Source organism: Roseateles sp. P1_C6, from assembly GCF_056406315.1.
Genome location: NZ_JBFUAK010000002.1, coordinates 280925 through 300229, shown reverse-complemented (window position 1 = coordinate 300229; position 19305 = coordinate 280925). Strand labels below are relative to the sequence as shown.

Here is a 19305-nt window from a genome sequence, read left to right as displayed (position 1 = left end):
ATCGCTGCCGGCCCCGGCCGTGCTGGATTGCACACGCCGCGGCGCCTCACCCCGCGCTCACGGGGATGGGACCCGCGCTGTGCTCTCCAACAATTCAACCCATGAAATCCCTTGCCGCCCTCACCTTTGCCCTGCTCGCCACCGCTGCCCAAGCGCAGACTGTGTTCAGCGACAGCTTTCAAGCCAACGCGCTCAATCTGAACAGCGTGCCGACGGGCTGGACCGTCACCAACGCCGGCACCGTCGACGTCATCGGCCCGGGCCTGTACGGCGAGCTGTGCGCCGGCAGCGGCACCTGCATCGACCTGGACGGCAGCAACGGTCTGTCCGGCGTGCTGAGCCGCAGCGTCACGCTGACAGCCGGCACCACCTACACGCTGAGCTTCGACATCGCCGGCAACCGCCGCGGCGCCGGCACTGAGACCGGCACCGTCAGCCTGGGCACCACCAGCCTGAACTACAGCCTCGCCGATAGCAGCAGCGCCGCGCCGTACCAGACGCTGTCGCTGGCCTTCACCCCCGGCGTGACCTCCTCCTACACGCTGAGCTTTGCCAACGCCGGCGGCGACAACCAGGGCGCGATCCTGGACAACGTGACGCTGACCGCCGCCGTGCCGGAACCCGCCAGCGCCGCGCTGCTGCTGCTGGGCCTGGGCGGCCTTGCACTGCTGAAGCGCCGCCGCAGCTGACCCCACGCGGCGAACCCGCCGCCCAGCGCCCCTAGACTGGCCACCCGTCGTATCGATGAGGTGGCCATGTCGTTTCTGCGCTCCGTCTGTCTTCTCCTCCCGCTGTGGCTGACGGCGCTTGCCGCGCCCGCCCAGACCCTGCGCTGGACCGCCCAGGGCGACCTGCAGACGCTGGACCCGCATTCGCAGAACGAGTTGATGACCAACTCGCTGAACAACCAGGTCTACGAATACCTGGTGCGGCGCATGCGCGACCAGACCCTGGGCCCGTCGCTGGCCACCGAATGGACGCAGGTGAACCCGCTGCTGTGGCGCGTCAAGCTGCGCGCCGGCGTCAAGTTCCACGACGGCAGCCCCTTCAGCGCCGAGGACGTGGTGTTCTCCATGCAGCGGCTGCGCGACGCGAACTCGCCGTTCCGCGTCTACGCCAACGCGGTGGGCATGCCCAAGGCCGTCGACCCGCTGACGGTGGAGTTCACGCTGACCAAGCCCAACCCCATCTTTGCCGAGCACCTGATCAACCTGATGATCATGAACAAGCGCTGGTGCGAGCAGCACAAGATCACCCGGCCGCTGAACTTCAAGGAGAAGGAAGACAACTACGCCAACCTGCACACCAACGGCACCGGCCCCTTCATGCTGGTCAGCCGCGAACCCGGCGTGAAGACCAGCTACAAGCGCAACCCGGACTGGTGGGGCAGGACGGCACCGGACCAGGGCAATGTGCAGGCCTTCACCTTCGTGCCCATCAGCAACGACTCGACGCGCACTGCCGCGCTGATCACCGGCGAGATCGACCTGGTGCTGGATCCACCCTCTCGCGACATCGAGCGGCTGCGCCGCTCGTCCGGGCTCAAGGTCATCGACGGCCCGGAAAACCGCCTCATCTTCCTCGGCATGGACCAGACGCGCGACTCGCTGCTGTACGGCCAGGCGCCAGGCGGGAAGAACCCGTTCAAGGACATCCGCGTGCGCCGCGCGCTGTACCAGGCCATCGACATCGAGGCCATCAAGACCAAGCTGATGGCTGGCTACTCGGTGCCCACCGGCGCGCTGACACCGTCGCCGCTGGGCAGCTACAACGACCCGGCCCTGGAAACCCGCCTGCCCTACGACCTGGCCGCCGCCAGGAAGCTGATGCTTGATGCTGGCTATGCCGATGGCTTCGAGGTGACGATGGACTGCCCCAACAACCGCTACATCAACGACGAGAAGCTGTGCGTGGCCATCGCCAGCATGTGGGCGCAGTTGAAGGTCAAGGTGCGCGTCAACGCGATGACGCGTGCGCTCTTCTTCCCCAAGGTCGAGAAGTTCGACACCAGCCTGTACCTGGCCGGCTGGGGCGGCGGCACCGTGGACGCCGAGGTCATGCTGACCCCGGTGCTGCGCAACCGCGGCGAGCAGGGCGTGGGCGTGGGCAACTACAGCGGCATCATCAACGACAAGGGCGACGCGCTGGCCGCCGCGTCCAGCATCGAGACCGACGCCGCCAAGCGCCAGGGCCTCGTCAAGGCCGCGCTGCAGGCCTACCGCGAGCAGGTCAACCTGATCCCGCTGCACCGGCAAGTCATCCCCTGGGCCATGCGCGCCGACATCTCCGTGCCGCATTCCCCGGCCAATTGGCTCAGCGTCGACTGGGTGCAGGTCGCGGGCAAGTAGAATGCCGACATCCGCCGCGCTTCTCAGTCTTGCGCGGCGTTCTCTTTTCAGCCCCTGCACGCTGCCCGCCCTGCCCGAAGACTGGCGCCGCTCTCCGCGGCGCGGCAGGCGATGCGACCAGGCGTGCTCACTCCCCCTACCGAATGAGTTTCGATTCCCTCGGCCTGGCAGCGCCGCTGCTCAAGGCCATTGCCGACGCTGGCTACACCACCCCCACCCCCATCCAGGCCCAGGCCATTCCCGCCGTCTTGAACGGTGGTGACCTGCTGGCCGGCGCCCAGACCGGCACCGGCAAGACGGCCGGCTTCACGCTGCCGCTGCTGCACCGCCTGTCCACTGGCGAGAAGCTGCTCAACAAGCGCGGCAAGATCGCCATCCGCGCCCTCGTGCTGACGCCCACCCGCGAACTGGCCGCCCAGGTCGAGGAAAGCGTGCAGACCTACGGCAAGTACCTGCCGCTCAAGAGCATGGTCATGTTCGGCGGCGTCGGCATGCAGCCGCAGATCAACAAGCTGCGCGACGGCGTCGACATCCTCGTCGCCACGCCCGGCCGCCTGCTCGACCACGCGCAGCAAGGCACGCTGGACCTGTCGCAGGTGCAGATCCTGGTGCTGGACGAAGCCGACCGCATGCTCGACATGGGCTTCGTGCACGACATCAAGAAGGTGCTGGCGCTGCTGCCGGCCAAGAAGCAGTCGCTGCTGTTCAGCGCGACGTTCAGCGACGAGATCAAGAACCTCGCCGACCGCCTGCTCAACGCCCCGGCGCTGATCGAGGTGGCCCGCCGCAACCAGACCAACGACGCCATCGCGCAGAAGGTCCACCCGGTTGGCCGCGAGCGCAAGAAGGAACTGCTGGCCCACCTCATCAAGGGTGGTGTCGACGGCCAACCCTGGCACCAGGTGCTGATCTTCACGCGCATGAAGCACGGCGCCAACCGGCTGACCGACTACCTGAACGACCAGGGCATCAGCGCCATGGCCATCCACGGCAACAAGAGCCAGGGTGCCCGCACCAAGGCGCTGGCCGACTTCAAGACCGGCGACCTGACCTGCCTGGTGGCGACCGACATCGCCGCCCGCGGCATCGACATCGACCAGTTGCCCCACGTCGTCAACTTCGAGCTGCCCAACGTGGCCGAAGACTATGTGCACCGCATCGGCCGCACCGGCCGCGCCGGCGCCACGGGCGAGGCGGTCAGCCTGGTCTGCGTCGACGAGAACGGCTTCCTGAAGGAGATCGAGCGCCTCATCAAGCGCGAGATCCCGAAGGAAATCGTGCCCGGCTTCGCGCCCGACCCGAATGAGCGCGCCGAGCCCATCGTGCTGGGCCGCACCGTGCTGAACCCCAACGGCAGCCGCGGCCGCAACCCCAACCCGCCCGCCGGTGCCAACGGCCGCAGCGGCCGTGGTGGCCATGGCGGCGGTGGTGGTGGTGGCCGTGGTGGCGACAACCGCGGCGGTTCTCGTGACGGCGGCCGCCCCGGTGGGCATGCAGGCAAGCCGGGCGGCGCCCACACCGGCCATGGCGGCGCCAAGACCGCCGGCCACACCGGCGTTGGCGGTGCCAAGCCAGCGGCCAAGCCGCACTCGCAGCACGCGCCGCGCTCGGCCTCCAGCCAGCCCAGCCGCGGTGACGGCAGCGCGCCGCGCCACAACAACGGCCCGCGCCTGACGCAACCGAAGCGATAAAGCGCATGGCCGCCACGCCCCGTCCCGACTGGATTGCCGGCGCGACCGGGCTGGTCGGTCGGGCGCTGGCGGCCGAGCTGCCGCAAGGCCTGGCGCTGGTGCGCCGGCCCACCACGGGACTGCCTGTGCCCACCGCGACGGTGGACTACGGCAGTCCCGTTTCCTTTTCTGCGCTGCCCGCGCCGGGCCGCGTGTTCATCGCGCTGGGCACGACGATGGCGCAGGCCGGCTCGCGGGCGGCTTTTCGCGCCGCGGACTTCGATGCCGTGCTGACCGTGGCCCGTGCGGCCCGTGAAGCCGGCGCCACGCACTGCGGCCTGGTGTCCGCGCTGGGCGCCAACGCGCGCTCGACGGTGTTCTACAACCAGGTCAAGGGCGAGGCCGAGGACGCGTTGATCGCACTGGGCTTTGAACGCCTGGTCATCGCGCGGCCGTCGCTGCTGGACGGCGAACGCGAGCAGCTCGACCAGCCGCGCCGCAGCGCCGAAGCCTGGACGCTGAAGCTCGTGCGGCCGCTGGCCGGCCTCATCCCGGCGGTCTGGCGCCCCATCTCGCCGCAACGCATCGCGCGCGCGCTGCGCCTGACGCTGCAGTCCCCCGGCCCCGCCGTGCGCATCATCGAGTCCGGCGAGATGCAGCGTTTGGGCCAATGAAGTCCCCGGCCGTCACGCCGGCCGAGGTCGACTTCTCCGACCCCGCGGCGCCCGCATCGCCCCACTTCGGCGACGTCTACCACTCGCGCGCCGGCGCGCTGCCGCAGGCCCGCCACATCTTTGTCGCCGGCAACGGCCTGCCCGCGCGCTGGCAGGGGCGCGAGCGCTTCGTCGTGCTGGAGACCGGCTTCGGCCTGGGCAACAACTTCCTGGCGACCTGGGACGCCTGGCGGCAAGACCCGGCCCGCTGCGAGCGGCTGGTGTTCGTCAGCGTCGAGAAGCACCCGCTGCGCCGCGAGGACCTGGCCCGTGTGCATGCCGCCAGCCCGTTGGCCGAACTGGCGGCGCAGCTCATGGCCCGCTGGCCGCCGCTGACGGCCGGGTTGCACACGCTCGGCTTCGAGGGCGGCCGCGTGGAATTGCTGCTGGGCCTGGGCGAGGCGCGCGCCCTGGTGCGCGAACTCGTGCTGGACGCCGACGCGCTCTACCTCGACGGCTTCGCGCCGTCGCGCAACCCCGAGCTGTGGGACGAATGGCTGCTGAAGAGCCTGTCCCGCCACGCGGCGCCCGGCATGACCGCCGCGACCTGGAGCATCTCGCGCCCCATGCGCAGAGCATTGGCGGCGCTGAGCTTCGACGTCGAGCTGGCGCCGGGCTTTGCCAACAAGCCGGAGATGACTGTCGCCCGCTTCGCGCCGCGGCACACACCGCAGCGCCCGGCCGGGCGCGAGCCGCTGGCGCCGGGTGCGCGCCGGGCCGTCATCCTCGGTGCCGGCCTGGCGGGTGCGGCCTGCGCGCTGGCCTTGTCGCGTCAGGGCCTGTCCTGCACCGTCGTCGACGCGCTCGCGGGCCCCGCCCAGGCCAGTTCGGGCAACCCAGCCGGCCTCTTCCACGGCACCGTCAACCCCGACGACGGCCCGCACGCCCGCTTCAACCGCGCGGCCGCGCTGGCCACGCAAGCACTGCTGGCCGAGCTGGGCTTGGCGCACCAGCGGGGCCTGCTGCGGCTGGAGACCCGGCTGCCGCTGGCGGCCATGCGGGGCGCACCGGGCTATGTGCAAGCCTTGTCCGCCGACGCCGCATCGGCCCTGGCCGGCACCGCCCTCGCCCACCCGGCCTGGTTCTACCCCGGCGGCGGCGCCGTGGACCCGGCGGCCCACACGCGGGCGATGCTGACGGCCAGCGGCGCCGAGCTGCGGCTGGGCACCGCGGTGGCGGCGCTGCGGCAGGGCGGCGAGGGCTGGCAGTTGCTGGACGCCACGGGTCATGTCATCGACAGCGCGCCCCTCGTCGTGCTGGCCGGTGGCCATGCGCAGCTGCCCCTGCTGGGCGAACTGGACGGTCTGGCTCACGGTCTGGCTGACGGCCTGGTCGTGCAGCGCGGCCAGCTCAGCCACTTGCAGGACGCCCCCTGGTGCCCCGCGGTGCCCATTGCCGGCGAGGGCTATGCGATCGCCGATGGCCGCGGCGGCGTGTGGTGCGGCGCGACGACGCAGGACGGCGACCTGGACCCCGCGCTGCGCGAGTCCGACCAGGCCGACAACCTGGCCCGCTATGCCCGCCTGGCGGGCCTGGCGGCACCGCCCGACGCGGCACTCGCCGGCCGCGTCGCCTGGCGGCTGATCGCGCCGGACCGCCTGCCGCTGATCGGCGGCCTGGCCGCGCCCGGCACACCGGCCGAGCAGTTGCGCCTGCAGCCGCGCCAGCCGGGCCTGGTCGTCTGCACGGCCTTCGCATCGCGCGGCATCGGCTGGGCGGCCCTGGCCGGGCAGCTCGTCGCTGCGCTGGCCCTGGGCGCGCCGCGGCCGCTGGAGGCCGAACTGCTCGATGCGGTCGACCCCGTTCGCTTCGCGCTGCGGCGCAGCCGGCGTGCAATAGCAGCGGTTTAGACCCGGTTTCACGGCCCTGAAGCGCTGTTCAGCGCCAGGGTGCAGAGGCACACTCGTCGGCTTGCCTCACGGGCTCAACGAGGAGACGCCATGTTCAACGGTTTGCTGGGTTCCCGCAGCATTGCGCAACGCCTGACCCTCGTGCTGGGGCTGGTGCTGCTGATCTCATTCATCGGCTCCGGCATCGGCTTCGTGGCGCTCAGCCGCGTGGCGGCGCAGTCGCACACGATGTACACCGACTACCTCGCCGCCGAGCGCGACGCGGCGGAGTACTACCGGCTGGTCAGCGGCGGCGAGGCTCGCTCGCAGGCCATCGCGCTGTCGGCCGACGCGACGCTGGCCGACCAGCTGGCCCCCACGGCCGCGACGGCCACCGAGGCCGCCAACGCCATCTTCAAGAAGCTCGAGCTGCAGATGGACACCGAGGCCGAGAAGGCCTTGCTGAAGGCGCTGGACGTGGCCCGCGGCGGCTACCGCACCGGCCGCGAGGCGCTGATGAAGGCCAAGAAGGCCGGCGACGAGGCGGCCGCCAAGCAGGCCTACACCAGCGAGTTCCAGCCCGCCGTGGCCAAGCTCAGCGAAGCGACGCTGGCCATCGTCAAGTCCCAGCGCGAACAGCTCGACGCCTCCGCCAAGGAGCTGGACAGCGCCAACGCCAAGGCCCGCACCAGCCTGGTGGTGTTCGCGCTGATCGCGCTGGCGCTGGCCGTGTGGCTGTCGCTGGCGCTGGGCGCCTCCATCACCGGTCCGCTGCGCCGCGCGGCCGAGGTGGCCGAGGCGATCGCGCATTTCGACCTGACCAAAGACATCCCCGCCGGCGGCAGCGATGAAGTCGGCCGCCTGCTGAACGCGCTGCAGGAGATGCAGAGCGCGCTGAAGAAGCTGATCGGCGAGGTGCGCGGCGCGGCCGACAGCATCGGCACGGCCAGCGCCGAGATCGCGACCGGCAACCTGGACCTGAGCCAGCGCACCGAGCAGACCGCCAGCAACCTGCAGAACGCGGCGTCGTCCATGTCGGAGCTGACCGGCACGGTCAAGCAGACGGCCGATGCGGCCATGACGGCCAACCAGCTCGCCAGCTCGGCCGCCAGCGTGGCCCAGCGCGGCGGCGAGGCGGTGTCCCAGGTCGTCGCGACCATGGACGAAATCAGCCAGAGCTCGCGCAAGATCAACGACATCATCGGCGTCATCGACGGCATCGCCTTCCAGACCAACATCCTGGCCTTGAACGCCGCCGTGGAAGCCGCGCGAGCCGGCGAGCAGGGTCGCGGCTTCGCGGTCGTCGCCGCCGAGGTGCGCTCGCTGGCGCAGCGCTCGGCCGGCGCGGCCAAGGAGATCAAGACGCTGATCGGCGCCAGCGTCGAGCGCGTGGATTCCGGCACCCAGCAGGTGCAGGCTGCGGGCGCAACGATGACCGAGATCGTCGCCAGCGTGCAGCGCGTGACCGACATCATTGGCGAGATCAGCGCCGCTGCCCGTGAGCAGAGCGAGGGCATCGGCGTCGTCAACGGCTCCGTCGTGCAGCTGGACCAGATGACGCAGCAGAACGCGGCGCTGGTGGAGGAGTCCGCCGCCGCCGCCGAAAGCCTGCGCGAGCAGTCGGCCCGCATGGCCGAGGCCATCGGCGTGTTCAAGCTCAGCGGCGGCGCGCAACGCCCGTTGCCGGCCAAGGCCCCCAGCGCGCCCAAGGCCGCAGCGTTCAAGCCCGCCGCCAAGCCTGCGGCCGGCAAGGCGCCAGCCGCGAGCCCCAAGCCCATCACCAAGCCCGCCGCCCCGGCGCGCCAGGCGGCGACACCCCCGGTCGCGGCACCCCGCCCGGCCGCGCCGGCACCGGCGCCCGCCAACGACGGCGACTGGGAAACCTTCTGAACGCGGCGACTGCCCGGCTTTCACGGGTTTGTGAATCAGGGGCTGCCCGCCGCTGATTCAGGGGCGCGGGCCGCCGGCTCCTGTGCGCGAGTGGGCGCCGCCACCGCTTTGCGGCGCCCCGATTTGCCCGCAGCTGTTGTGCCTGGGCGCCAACTCGGGATGACCCCGGGCCAAGACGCCACCGGGGGTGAGCAAAGTCATTGGCGCGCCGCACCGGCGCAGCAAAGCGGCCGATCCGCCGCGCAGCCAACAAGACAGGAGTCTTCGATGCATTCCACCCTTCGCCTCACGCTGCTGAGCGTGGCGCTTTCGGCCTCCGTGGCCCAGGCCCAGACCCACCGTCCCGACTTCGCCCAGGCCCAGAGCCGCGCCGAAGGCCATGTGCGCCAGTTCCCGGGCCTGAGCATGCACGGCGGCGACCACCGCTACCAGGTACGCGACATCGTCGTCGACGACGACGGCGGCCAGCATGTGCGGCTGGACCGCAGCATCGGCGGCCTGCGCGTCATCGGCGGCGATCTGGTCGTGCAGACCGACCGCCAGGGCAACCTGCGTGCCATGCACCACAACATGCGCTGGCAGGCCGGCGCCGGCGGCAGGCCCGCGTTGAACGCCCAGCGCGCCGCGATGGTGGTGACCCGCACCGAGGCGGGTGACGTCGGCAAGCCCGAGCTGGTGCTCTACGCCCGCGACCAGGTCCCCGCGCTGGCCTGGGATGTGCCGGTGTCGGGCGAGAACGCCGACGGCACGCCCTTCGAGAAGCATGTCATCGTCGACGCTGCCACCGGCCGCCAGCTGGACCTGTGGGACGACGTGCACACCGCTGCAGCCGCCGGCACGGGCCGCACGCTGTACAGCGGCAACGTCGCGCTGACGACCAACAGCATCAGCGGCGGCTACGAGCTGCGCGACCCCAGCCGTGGCAACACCTACACGATCAACATGGGCGGCCGCAAGAACGGCGGCAGCATCCTGACTGACGCCGACAACAGCTGGGGCAACAACGCCACCAGCGACGCCGCCAGCGCCGCGACGGACGCCCAATACGGCACGGCGGTGACCTGGGACTACTACAAGAACGTGCACGGCCGCACGGGCATCGCCAATGACGGCAAGGGCGCCTACAACCGCGTGCACTACAGCCGCAACTACGCCAATGCCTACTGGTCGGACTCGTGCTTCTGCATGACCTATGGCGACGGCAACGGCACGAGCGTGAAGCCGCTGGTGTCGCTGGACGTGGCCGGCCACGAGATGAGCCACGGCGTCACCAGCCGCACGGCCAACCTGACCTACTCGGGCGAATCCGGCGGCCTGAACGAGGCCACGTCGGACATCTTCGGCACCATGGTCGAGTTCTACGCCAACAACGCCAATGACGCGGGCGACTACCTGATCGGCGAGAAGATCATGGTTGGCGGCGGCTCGCTGCGCAGCATGGTCAAGCCCAGCAGCGATGGCGGCTCGGCGGACTGCTGGTACTCCGGCGTGGGCAGCATCGACGTGCACTACAGCTCGGGCGTGGCCAACCACTTCTTCTTCCTGCTGGCCGAAGGCACCAACAGCGCCTACGGCAAGAGCCCGACCTGCGTGGCTGGCAACACGCGCGTGGCCACCGGCACGGGCACGCTGACCGGCATCGGCCGCAACGCGGCGGCCAAGATCTGGTACCGCGCGCTGACGACCAAGATGACGTCCAGCACCAACTACGCCGGTGCGCGCACCGCCACCATCGCCGCGGCACAGGAGCTGACCGCGACACTGGGCGCCGACTACTCGGCCCAGGTCGCTGCCGCCTGGAGCGCCGTCGGCCGCAACTGAGACCGGCTCAGTCCGCGGGGGCGTCTGGCCGGGTGCCGGGCGCCCCTTTTTTCATCAGGCCGGCCTTGCGGCCGCGCGCCGGATACCAGACCTCTCGCTCCACCCACAGCCGCAGGCGGCCCGCGCGCTCGCCGCGCTGCTCACCCAGCCAAGTCAGGGCGGCTTCGTCGAGCAGATACAGGCCGTCGGGCCGTTCGCGCAGCGACTGCGGCTGGCGGCGCCTGAAGACCGCCGCGGGCATGGGCGCGTCCAGCGCCGTCGCGAGGTCGGCCAGCGCGAGCCAGCGCTGCGCATCGACCTCGTCTTCGACGACGCGGATGCGGTGGCCCTTGAACTGGTAGAAGCGCCCCTGCACCGGCTTGAACGCCAGCAGGCGCAGGCCGCGCCAGCCCGTCTCGCCCAGCGCCATCAGGTCGCCCGCAAAGGCGCGGCCCCACAGTGGCAAGCTGCCCAGCAGGCCGATCCAGCCGCTGGCCCACCACAGCAGGCCCGTCACGCCAGCGCACAGCGCGAAGCGAAACAGCAGACTGCGCCACCAGTGGTGGCGCTCGTGCGATGCCGCATCGAAGCCGAGCGGCGTGCGCTGCTTGTTCAGAAGCTCAGCGTCTTCACGCCGCCCGTGCCGCCCAGCAGGCAGACCTGGGCCTTGTGGCGCGCGAACACGCCGACCGTGACGACACCGGGCCACTGGTTGACCTCGGTCTCGAAGCCCAGCGGGTCGGTGATGGCCAGGCCCGTCACGTCGAGGATGTGGCCGCCGTTGTCGGTGACGACGCCGGCGCGCAGCTTGGCCGTGCCGCCCAGCTTGGCGAAGCGGCGCGTCAGCTGCGCCGCGGCCATCGGGATGATCTCCACCGGCAGCGGGAACCGGCCCAGCGCCTGCACGAGCTTGGATTCGTCGGCGATGCAGACGAAGCGCTCGGCCAGGTCGGCGACGATCTTCTCGCGCGTCAGCGCGGCGCCGCCGCCCTTGATCATGAAGCCGTGGTGGTCGATCTCGTCGGCACCGTCGATGTAGACGGTCAGGCCGGTCACTTCAGCCGCGTCCAGCACCGGGATGCCGTGCTTTTGCAGGCGCTGCGTCGAACGCTCGGAGCTGGAGACGGCGCCGGCGACCGCGATGCCGCTGGCCGCGAGCGCGTCGATGAAGCAGTCCACCGTGGAGCCGGTGCCGACGCCGACGATCTGGCCGGGCGTGACGTAGTCCAGGGCCGCGCGGCCGACGAGTTGTTTGAGCTGGTCTTGGTTCATGGCCGCGATTTTCGCGGATGAGCGGGTGGACTCGCGCCCACCCCGTTTTCTCCCAGCCGAGGCTTACTTCAGCACGACCGTCTTGGCGGCGGTGTCGACCGCGACCTGGCCGTTCCAGTAGGTGAAGCGGTACTCGACCACATCGCCCTTCTTCAGGCCACCGGCCGTGTAGCGGCTGCTCTTGCCGTCCTGGCGCAGGCGCACGGTCTGGGTGCTGCCCCCGTTGACCGTGTAGTGCACGTCGGCCCAGCCGGTGGTGGCCACGGCGAAGCCCAGGGTGCTGGCACCCGACTGCGCGGCGTCGGTCGCCACCGCCGGCGCTGGCGCGGCGGCCTTGGCTGCCGCCACCTGGACGGTGCTGCCGGTGCCCGAGTCCCAGATGATGTCGTCGAAGGCGATCTGGAACTGCGCGTTCGGCAACGCCCCGTCGACGCTGAAGAACTGGAACAGGTCCAGCATGGACTGCAGCGCGATCAGCGGGCCGGCGATCTCGGCCACCGGAATGGTGGCCGTGCCCCATTCACCGTTGCGCACCAGGCCGTAGGCCGTCGTGTTGGCGGGGAAGGTCACCGAACTCTGGTTGGTGTAGGTGTCGTAGATGCCGATCTTGAAAGCCACGTTGGCCGGCGCCTTGATCTTCAGCTTGATGTTGCCGTTGCGGAAGCCGCTCATGTCGTGCACCTGGCGCGACTGGATGCTGCCGCCGAACCACTGCCCCGGCGCGAAGTACTTGAAGGCCATCACGCCCGAGCCCTCGTAGGGCGGCAGGTCGCCACCAGTCATGGAGCCCTGGTTCCAGACGTAGATGTCCGACGACACGCCCGGCACCTGCTTGTTGTCGACCGGCGTGTTGTCGGTGAAGACACCGAACTTGCCGACCTCCGGCGCGATGCCCAGGCCCAGCTTGACCTCGCCCTTGCCGTCCAGTTCATAGACGCGCACATAGTCCACATAGGCCGTGCCCGGCAGCGGTGCGGTGATCTGCTCCGGCGTGGCGGCCGGCGTGAAGTTGCCGCCCACGGCCAGGTTCAGCAGCAGGTAGAACGGCGCCTGCAGCGCGGGCGAGCCGACCGTGGAGATGGGCGCCTTGTACATGTCGTACTCGCGGCCGTTGTCCAGCACGCTGAAGCGGATCTGCGTGTCCGTCCAGTACAGGCGGTAGGTGACGAAGCGGTTGGCCAGCGAGCGCGACGGCGTGTACCAGTTCTTGGTCTGCCAGGCGGTGGACGCGGCGCAGCTCTCGTTGCCGGGCACACAGGCGGCCTCGTTGAAGGTGATGACGTTGGCCCCGACGAACTGCTCCGGCGAGATGGGCGGCAGCCCGGCGGGTTGGCGGCCGCCCTGCTCCATGATGTCGATCTCGCCCTTGCGCGGCCAGGATTGCGGGCTGGTGCCCAGCATCCACGCCGCCGGCCACAGGCCTACACCGACCTTGGGCGAGGCCATGCGGACCTCGACGAGGCCGTACTTCACCTGCAGCTTGCCGGCGGTGTCGATCTTGCCGGACGTGAACTGGTTGCTGCCGATGGTCTCGCGCCGGGCCGTGATGGCCAGCGCGCGCGTGCCGGGCTCGAAGGGCACGTTGGCGATGCTGAGGTTGTTAGGGCTGTAGTACTGCAGCTCCTGGTTGCCGTAGCCGCACAGGCCGATCTGGCAGCCGTTGCCGGTGGTGGCGGTCCACAGCGTGGTGTCCAGGCTCGCGCCGTTGAACTCGTCGGACCACAGCAGCTTGCCGATGACGGGGCTGGTGACGCTGGCGGACACGGCGGCGCTGGCGGCCACCAGCGCGGCGCCAGCGAGGGCGCGAACGATGTGTTGACGGGTCATGGCGTTCATCCTTGCTTGGCGTTGGACTTGCGACGGGCGACGGCGGCGAGCAGCAGGCCGCCGGCGACCATCAGGCCGTAGGTGGATGGCTCGGGCACGGCGCTGGTGACGGTGATGCGCACGCCCGGCATGCCGAGGAAGGTCGAGGTTTCTTCCGTCCAGACACCCGGCGCCGTGGTGTAGGCCCAGTTGCCGCTGTAGTCCTGCGTGGCGCTGATCCACTGCCCGGCAAAGCCGGCGTCGGCGGTGGCGACCAGCCAGTAGTTGCCGGCGGCCAACGACCAACCCGTGGGCGTCACGGTCGTGTTGACGACGGGGTTGTCGAGGTGGGTGCTGTAGAGCCAGCTGCCGCTGGCCGGCAGCGCGCCCGACCGGGTCACGACGCCCAGCGTGACGCCGCCTGTGCTGTCCCAATCGGGGTTGCGCTCGATGGCGGTCAGGATGGATTGGACGGACGTGGCGCTGTCGATCTGGAAGGGCACGGCGAGGCTGTTGCCGGCCTTCAGCGGGTTGGGCCAGCCATCCAGGAAGTCGACGTCGGGGCCATAGGAATTGAGCACGACGGTCTGTGCGCCGGCCTGGGCGGCGAGGCCGCAGAGCAGAAGCGCCGAGGCGACCTTAGCGAGGGTGTGGATCTGGGTGTTCATCGAGGTTGTCTCCTTGGGTCTCAGGCGCGACGGCGGCGTGCGACGGCGCCCACGACGGCCAGGCCGGCGATCAGCAGCGCATAGCTCTCGGGCTCGGGCACGGCGGTGGTCAGCGTGAGCTGGACGTCGTCGATGTAGATCGCGTTGATGCGACCGTCCTGCAGCGGCCCGACGGCCGTGTTCATCAGCAGGTAGACGGCCTTGGTGCCGGCGGGAATGGCGGCGGCCGTGAAGCTGATCTGCTTCCATTCGCTGCTCTTGAGGTCGCTCTGGAAGAACTGCAGGCCGCTGTCGTACAGGATGGCGTCGCCCTCGCCCAGGTAGCTCAGCGCGTACTTGGCGTTGCCGGTGGGGCTGGCGTCGCCCTTGGCCCAGAAACTCAGCACAGGCGTATCGCCGACGTTGGCGGCCGTCAACGCCGCCAGGCCGCCATGCGTGACCGAGTGCTGCAGCAGCCCGGAACCGCCGAAGCCGCCAGGGGCGCTCAGCAACATGGCATGCGCGCCCGAGTGGGCGTCGTTGGACAGCACGGCCGGGGACGAGTCCGCCCCCACCCAGCCGGCGGGCTGGTTGGCGCCATTGACGGTCTCGAAGCCGCCATTGGCAATGCCGTTGCTCGTGGCCGCGCTGGCAGCGCCGGCGAGCAAAAGGGTGGCGATGGCCACAGGGGCCTTCAGATTCAGCATGTCGTCTCCTTGGTTTTGGATACGGGTTGATCCCGTCACGGGGCGACGACGAACTGCTGTCAATCGCCGAAAGTGAAAGCGCTTTCTGAAAGCGCTTTCAGCAAACGGCGCGACCATAGGGGCCTTGCTGAAGGCTGTCAATGCGGAGTCCCCTGTCCTGCCCGGGATCAGGGGATCGCCGCACGTCAGGCGGCGTAGAACCGGCCGTGGAAGCCGTAAGGCACCCAGTAGGGCAGCCAGGCGCGAGCAAGCGGGCCGTCGGCCAGGCGCATCGCATCGAACACGTTCAGGAAGCTGCGCCGGCGCTTGACGTCGTAGCCCATGCCGACCAGCCAGCCCTCGCCTTCGCGCGTGCTGCCGGGCTTGGGCACGAGCACATGCTCCTCCACGACGACGTCGTTGCCGAAGCTGAAGCGCTCGCGCGCACCGCTGTCGATGTCCAGCCGCATGAGGCCGTTGAAGCCCCAGCGCGCGCCGGTGTCGACGGCCGTGGGGTACCAGACGAAGCGGTGCCGCCGCGCGACGACGCGCGGGTCGACGACGGGGAACTCGACCGCCTCATCGCGCGACGCGACGCGCAACCGGCCGGTCTGCAGGTCGATGTCCAGCAGGCGCGGCGTCGACACGTCGCGCGTCGACCGCTCGCCACGCATGATCGGCTGCGCCGCGGTGTTGAACTCGGGCAGCGGCGTGCTCTGCACATAGTCCAGCCGCAGCGTGCGGCCGTCGTCCCAGGCATTGCCGAAGTGAAAGACCTGGACCGCCGGCATCTCGAACATGCGCTGCTTCGCGAAGTCGGCCTTGTCGACAACCAGCACGCGCGTGGCCTGCTCGCCGGCCCAGCGCATCGCGTCGAGCAGGGACGACCCGGCGCGCACGGCCGCCATGTCCAGCGTGATGGGCGCCAGCAGGAACACCAGGTGGCGCTGCGACACGGCGAAGTCGTGGAGCATGGCCGGCGCGCCGACGTCCAGCACCGCGTGGCGGCGCACGCTGCCGGCGGCGTCGAGTTGATAGACGACCAGCCGGCCGTTGGCCGTGCCGAAGTTCCACACCGTGCCATCGGGCTCGACCTTGGGGTGGGCCGAGAACGGCATGCCGCGCAGTTCGGGCGCCCAGGTCTTGATGCCGCGCGTGGCCAGCGTCGCCGGGTCCAGCTCGTGGGCGCTGCCGCCCTCCCACAGCGCGTACAGGTGGTCGCCCTGCATCAGCACGCTGGTGTTGGCCGCGTTGACGCTGTCCGGACCGCGCACGGGCCGCTCGGCCTGGATGGCGGTGCCGAATGCGGGCAGCAGGAAGCGGCCGGCGTCCTGCTCGGCGAGGAATTTATCGGTCTGCACGAAGCGGGCGCGGTGGCTGGCGCGGCCGTCCTGCAGCGTCCAGGCCTGCACCAGGCCATCGCCGTCGAACCAGTGGCGGTAGCGCTGCCCGCCCCGCTGCATCAGCCCCGGGCCGTTGCGGAAATAGCGGCCGCGCAGCGCCGCCGGCAGCCGGCCCTCGATGACGGCGGCGCCGTCCAGCCCCTGGCCATCCAGGCCACGCAAGGGCGCCAGTTCCGGCGCGCCGGACGCGAAGCCACCGGCCGGCAGGCCCAGCGCCAGCAGTTCGGGGCTGAAGCCGCCGGCGAACAAGGCGCCCAGGCTGCCGAGGGCGCAACGGCGGGTCAGCATGCTGCTCATGGCCGCCTCCTTCAGTTCAGCTTGACCTTGACGGGCGCGCCGGCCACCGGCGTGATGAGGGCCTGCTCGAACGTCGGCGGGCCGAAGTTGCCCGCCGCGTTGTTCGAGAAGCCATAGGGCTCGACGGGAATTCCCATGGCGTTCATGTCCATGCGGCCGTTGGCGTTGGCGTCCTGGAACAGGCTGATGGCCAACGGGCCGTCGGGCAGGTCCTTCAGCACGACGCTGACCTTGCCGCTGGCGGCACCCGCATCCAGTGCGAAACGACGGCTGGTCTGCGGCTGGCGCAGCCACTGTGCGGGCTCGGTGAACACGGCCACCATCAACGCGGCGCCCTGCAGGCGGCTCGCGTCCAGGCCTTCGACGTCCAGCGTCACATCCGCCGCGTGGCTGCACAGCGGCAGCAGCGCGATCAGGGCGGCGGCAAGGGCTTGTTTCATCGCGGTCTCCAGATTCAGCAGTGGGAATGGCTGAATGATGGGAACCGCCCCGCCGCGGCGCGAGCGCGCTGCGACGGACGGGTGCCTCACGGCGCGAGTGGGGTCGGGGCCGGCGTCAACACGCCGCGTTGCGACGCCACTCGCGATTCGTGGTGACTTCCGGGCCGAGCCCCGGGCCGCTGCCAAGCCGGCCCGCCACGGCGATGTGCTTGCCGGTCAATCCGGCAAACATCGCCGTCCCCTCGGGGGCTGAGGCCGGACACATGGCGCCCAGTGGGCGGCATGTGCCTGCCGAGGGGCTGCAGCACGGCCGCAGCGCGGTCTGCAAGACCGACCAGGCTGGCCCGCGTTCAGCGCGGCCGGACTGGGCGAGGGGCAGCCTCAGCCGCGGCGCTGTTGGACGGCAGCGGCCAGCTCGCGCAGGAGCGGCTCGGTCTGGCTCCAGCCCAGGCAGGCGTCGGTGATGGAGACGCCGGGCTTGAGGTCGGCCTTGGTCTGACCCTCGGCCAGGTCTTGCCGGCCGGGCTGCAGATGGCTCTCGATCATGACGCCGGTGATGCGCTGGTCACCCCCCGCGATCTGCCCCGCCACGTCATGGCCGACGTCGATCTGGCGCTCGTACTTCTTGCTGGAATTGGCGTGCGAGAAGTCGATCATGACCTGCTCTCGCAGGCCCGAGACCTTCAGCGCGTCGCAGGCGGCGTTGACGGAAGGCGCGTCGTAGTTGGGCGCCTTGCCGCCGCGCAGGATGACGTGGCAGTCGGCGTTGCCGCGGGTCTCGAAGATGGCGGCCGTGCCCATCTTGGTCATGCCCATGAAGGCATGCGCGCTGCTGGCGGCCAGCACGGCGTCGCTGGCGACCTTGATGCCGCCGTCCGTGCCGTTCTTGAAGCCGACCGGGCAGCTCAGGCCCGACGCCAGCTGGCGGTGGCTCTGGCTCTCGGTCGTGCGCGCGCCGATGGCGCCCCAGGCGATCAGGTCGGAGATGTACTGTGGCGACAGCAGGTCCAGGAACTCGGTGCCGGCGGGCAGGCCCAAGCCGTTGACGTCCAGCAGCAGCTGGCGCGCCAGGCGCAGGCCCTCGTTCATGTGGAAGCTGCCGTCCAGGCGCGGGTCGTTGATGTAGCCCTTCCAGCCCACCGTCGTGCGCGGCTTCTCGAAGTAGACGCGCATGACGACCAGCAGGTCGCGGCTCAGTTCGTCGCGCGCAGCTTTCAGCAGTCGCGCGTAATCCATCGCCTGGTCGTGATCGTGGATGGAACAGGGGCCGACGATGACCAGCAGCCGGTCGTCCCTGCCGTGCAGGATGGCGCTGATCTCCTGGCGCGCCTGCTCCACCAGCTCCAGCGTCGCGTCGGGGATGGGCAGCTCTTCCAGCAGCAGCGCCGGGCTGATCAGCGCGCGCACGGCGCCGATGCGGGTGTCGTCGGTGCGCGTGGTGTCGCGGGTTTCGTCGCGGGAGCCGGCTTCGCGGTCGTGGCGAGGATCGTCGAGGGGTTTCATGGCGGGGCTCCAGAGAAGCCCGCCATTTTCACCGCTTGGCGGCAGCCGTGCACACTGCCAGTGCAGAGAGCGCAAAACCGGCCAGCGCCAGCGGCTCCAGGCGCTCGCCCAGCAGCACGAAGCCCATCAATGCAGACACGCCCGGGATCAGGAAGAACAGCCGCGCCACCTGCCCCGCCTGGCCGCGGCGGATCATGATGAACATCAGGCTGAACGCGCCGATGGAGTTGACCAGGCCCAGCCACAGCCAGGAGCCGATCAGCTCGGGCGTCCAGTCGATGGCGAAGCCCTCGATCGGCCCCGCGAACGCGGCGACCGCCAGCGCCGACACGGCCATCTGCACGCCTGCGCCGCTGCGCAGGTCCATGTGGGCGCAGAAGCGCTTCTGGTATAGCGTGCCGGCGACCAGGCCGAGCAGGCCCAGGCCGGCGACCGCGTAGGCCGTCCAGGCGCCGCCCAGCGGCTTGTCCGCAATGACCAGCGCCACGCCGGCCAGCCCGCCCAGCAGGCCCAGCATCTGCCGGCGGTTCAGTTGCTCGGCCAGCCAGAGGTGGGCGCCCAATGCCGTCGCCAGCGGCATCAGACCGATCAGCAGGCCGGCCACGCCGGCGCTCAAACCTGCGCGCAGCGCGAAGTAGATGCAGGAGAAGTGCAGCACCTGCATCAGCAGGCCGACGACGGCCAGATGCGCCCAGCCGCGCGCACGGTGTGGCCACGGTGCCCCGGTGGCTGCGGCCACCGCGAGCAGCACGACGGCGGCGAGGCCGAAGCGCAGCGTCAGCAGCGTCAACGGCCCGGTGTGCGGCAGTGCCAGCTTGCCGGCCACATAGCCGCTGCTCCAAAGCAGGATGAACAGCAGTGGCAGGCTGGACGCGGCGACGGCCGACAGCAGTTGGGCCGAGAGGCTGGGCCGGAACGATCGGGCCATGCAGGCGGACAAGGCGGTGGACATGACAGGCTCCTTGAAGACAGGTCTCGACTCTAGAAAATACCTTTTCAGG

Annotated in this window: 16 protein-coding genes; 7 read left to right on the top strand and 9 right to left on the bottom strand. The window is 70.3% G+C overall.

Annotated elements, in window-relative coordinates:
- The first annotated feature begins 101 nt into the window (after positions 1-101).
- The 7 genes from AC1D29_RS04365 (at position 102) to AC1D29_RS04335 (ending at position 10271) form a co-directional block, all read left to right on the top strand.
- The gene (locus tag AC1D29_RS04365) at positions 102-689 is read left to right on the top strand and encodes a DUF642 domain-containing protein (protein WP_477894675.1); all 588 of its coding nucleotides are present in this window, start codon (positions 102-104) and stop codon (positions 687-689) included.
- A 66-nt stretch (positions 690-755) separates the two neighbouring features.
- Positions 756-2348, top strand: a complete 1593-nt coding sequence (locus tag AC1D29_RS04360; RefSeq protein ID WP_477894674.1) for an ABC transporter substrate-binding protein — start codon at positions 756-758, stop codon at positions 2346-2348.
- Between the two features lie 143 nt (positions 2349-2491).
- On the top strand, positions 2492-4039 hold the full coding sequence (locus AC1D29_RS04355) for a DEAD/DEAH box helicase (RefSeq protein ID WP_477894673.1): 1548 nt from the start codon (positions 2492-2494) through the stop codon (positions 4037-4039).
- Positions 4040-4044: 5 nt separating this feature from the next.
- Positions 4045-4692: a Rossmann-fold NAD(P)-binding domain-containing protein gene (locus AC1D29_RS04350; protein WP_477894672.1), complete on the top strand. Its 648-nt coding sequence runs from the start codon at positions 4045-4047 to the stop codon at positions 4690-4692.
- Positions 4689-6581 carry a bifunctional tRNA (5-methylaminomethyl-2-thiouridine)(34)-methyltransferase MnmC2/FAD-dependent 5-carboxymethylaminomethyl-2-thiouridine(34) oxidoreductase MnmC1 gene (gene mnmC / locus AC1D29_RS04345; RefSeq protein WP_477894671.1) on the top strand — a complete coding sequence of 631 codons (1893 nt, stop codon included), beginning with the start codon at positions 4689-4691 and terminating at the stop codon, positions 6579-6581. Before AC1D29_RS04350 ends, mnmC begins: the two co-directional genes overlap by 4 nt.
- Positions 6582-6671: 90 nt before the next feature.
- Positions 6672-8450, top strand: a complete 1779-nt coding sequence (locus AC1D29_RS04340; RefSeq protein WP_477894670.1) for a methyl-accepting chemotaxis protein — start codon at positions 6672-6674, stop codon at positions 8448-8450.
- Positions 8451-8717: 267 nt separating this feature from the next.
- Positions 8718-10271 (top strand): M4 family metallopeptidase, encoded by a 1554-nt coding sequence (locus tag AC1D29_RS04335; RefSeq protein ID WP_477894669.1) that lies wholly within the window; start codon positions 8718-8720, stop codon positions 10269-10271.
- Between the two features lie 7 nt (positions 10272-10278).
- Here the strand turns inward: AC1D29_RS04335 and AC1D29_RS04330 are convergent, their stop codons facing one another.
- The 9 genes from AC1D29_RS04330 to AC1D29_RS04290 all read right to left on the bottom strand — a co-directional run bounded on the left by AC1D29_RS04330 (position 10279) and on the right by AC1D29_RS04290 (position 19256).
- Complete coding sequence (locus AC1D29_RS04330; protein ID WP_477894668.1) at positions 10279-10767, bottom strand: hypothetical protein; 489 nt, start codon at positions 10765-10767, stop codon at positions 10279-10281.
- A gap of 95 nt (positions 10768-10862) precedes the next feature.
- On the bottom strand, positions 10863-11522 hold the full coding sequence (gene rpiA, locus AC1D29_RS04325; RefSeq protein WP_477894667.1) for a ribose-5-phosphate isomerase RpiA: 660 nt from the start codon (positions 11520-11522) through the stop codon (positions 10863-10865).
- Positions 11523-11585: 63 nt separating this feature from the next.
- Positions 11586-13349, bottom strand: a complete 1764-nt coding sequence (locus AC1D29_RS04320; protein WP_477894666.1) for a glycoside hydrolase family 16 protein — start codon at positions 13347-13349, stop codon at positions 11586-11588.
- A 5-nt stretch (positions 13350-13354) separates the two neighbouring features.
- Positions 13355-13996 (bottom strand): PEP-CTERM sorting domain-containing protein, encoded by a 642-nt coding sequence (locus tag AC1D29_RS04315; protein ID WP_477894665.1) that lies wholly within the window; start codon positions 13994-13996, stop codon positions 13355-13357.
- A 20-nt stretch (positions 13997-14016) separates the two neighbouring features.
- The gene (locus tag AC1D29_RS04310) at positions 14017-14682 is read right to left on the bottom strand and encodes a PEP-CTERM sorting domain-containing protein (RefSeq protein WP_477894664.1); all 666 of its coding nucleotides are present in this window, start codon (positions 14680-14682) and stop codon (positions 14017-14019) included.
- Between the two features lie 185 nt (positions 14683-14867).
- Positions 14868-16361: a carotenoid oxygenase family protein gene (locus AC1D29_RS04305; RefSeq protein WP_477894663.1), complete on the bottom strand. Its 1494-nt coding sequence runs from the start codon at positions 16359-16361 to the stop codon at positions 14868-14870.
- A gap of 11 nt (positions 16362-16372) precedes the next feature.
- Positions 16373-16801, bottom strand: coding sequence for a DUF2141 domain-containing protein (locus AC1D29_RS04300; RefSeq protein WP_477894662.1), 429 nt, complete (start codon positions 16799-16801; stop codon positions 16373-16375).
- Between the two features lie 381 nt (positions 16802-17182).
- Entirely contained in the window at positions 17183-18304 is a 1122-nt protein-coding gene (locus AC1D29_RS04295; protein ID WP_477894661.1) for a 3-deoxy-7-phosphoheptulonate synthase, read from the bottom strand.
- A gap of 28 nt (positions 18305-18332) precedes the next feature.
- Positions 18333-19256, bottom strand: coding sequence for a DMT family transporter (locus tag AC1D29_RS04290; RefSeq protein WP_477894660.1), 924 nt, complete (start codon positions 19254-19256; stop codon positions 18333-18335).
- Positions 19257-19305 lie beyond the last annotated feature (49 nt).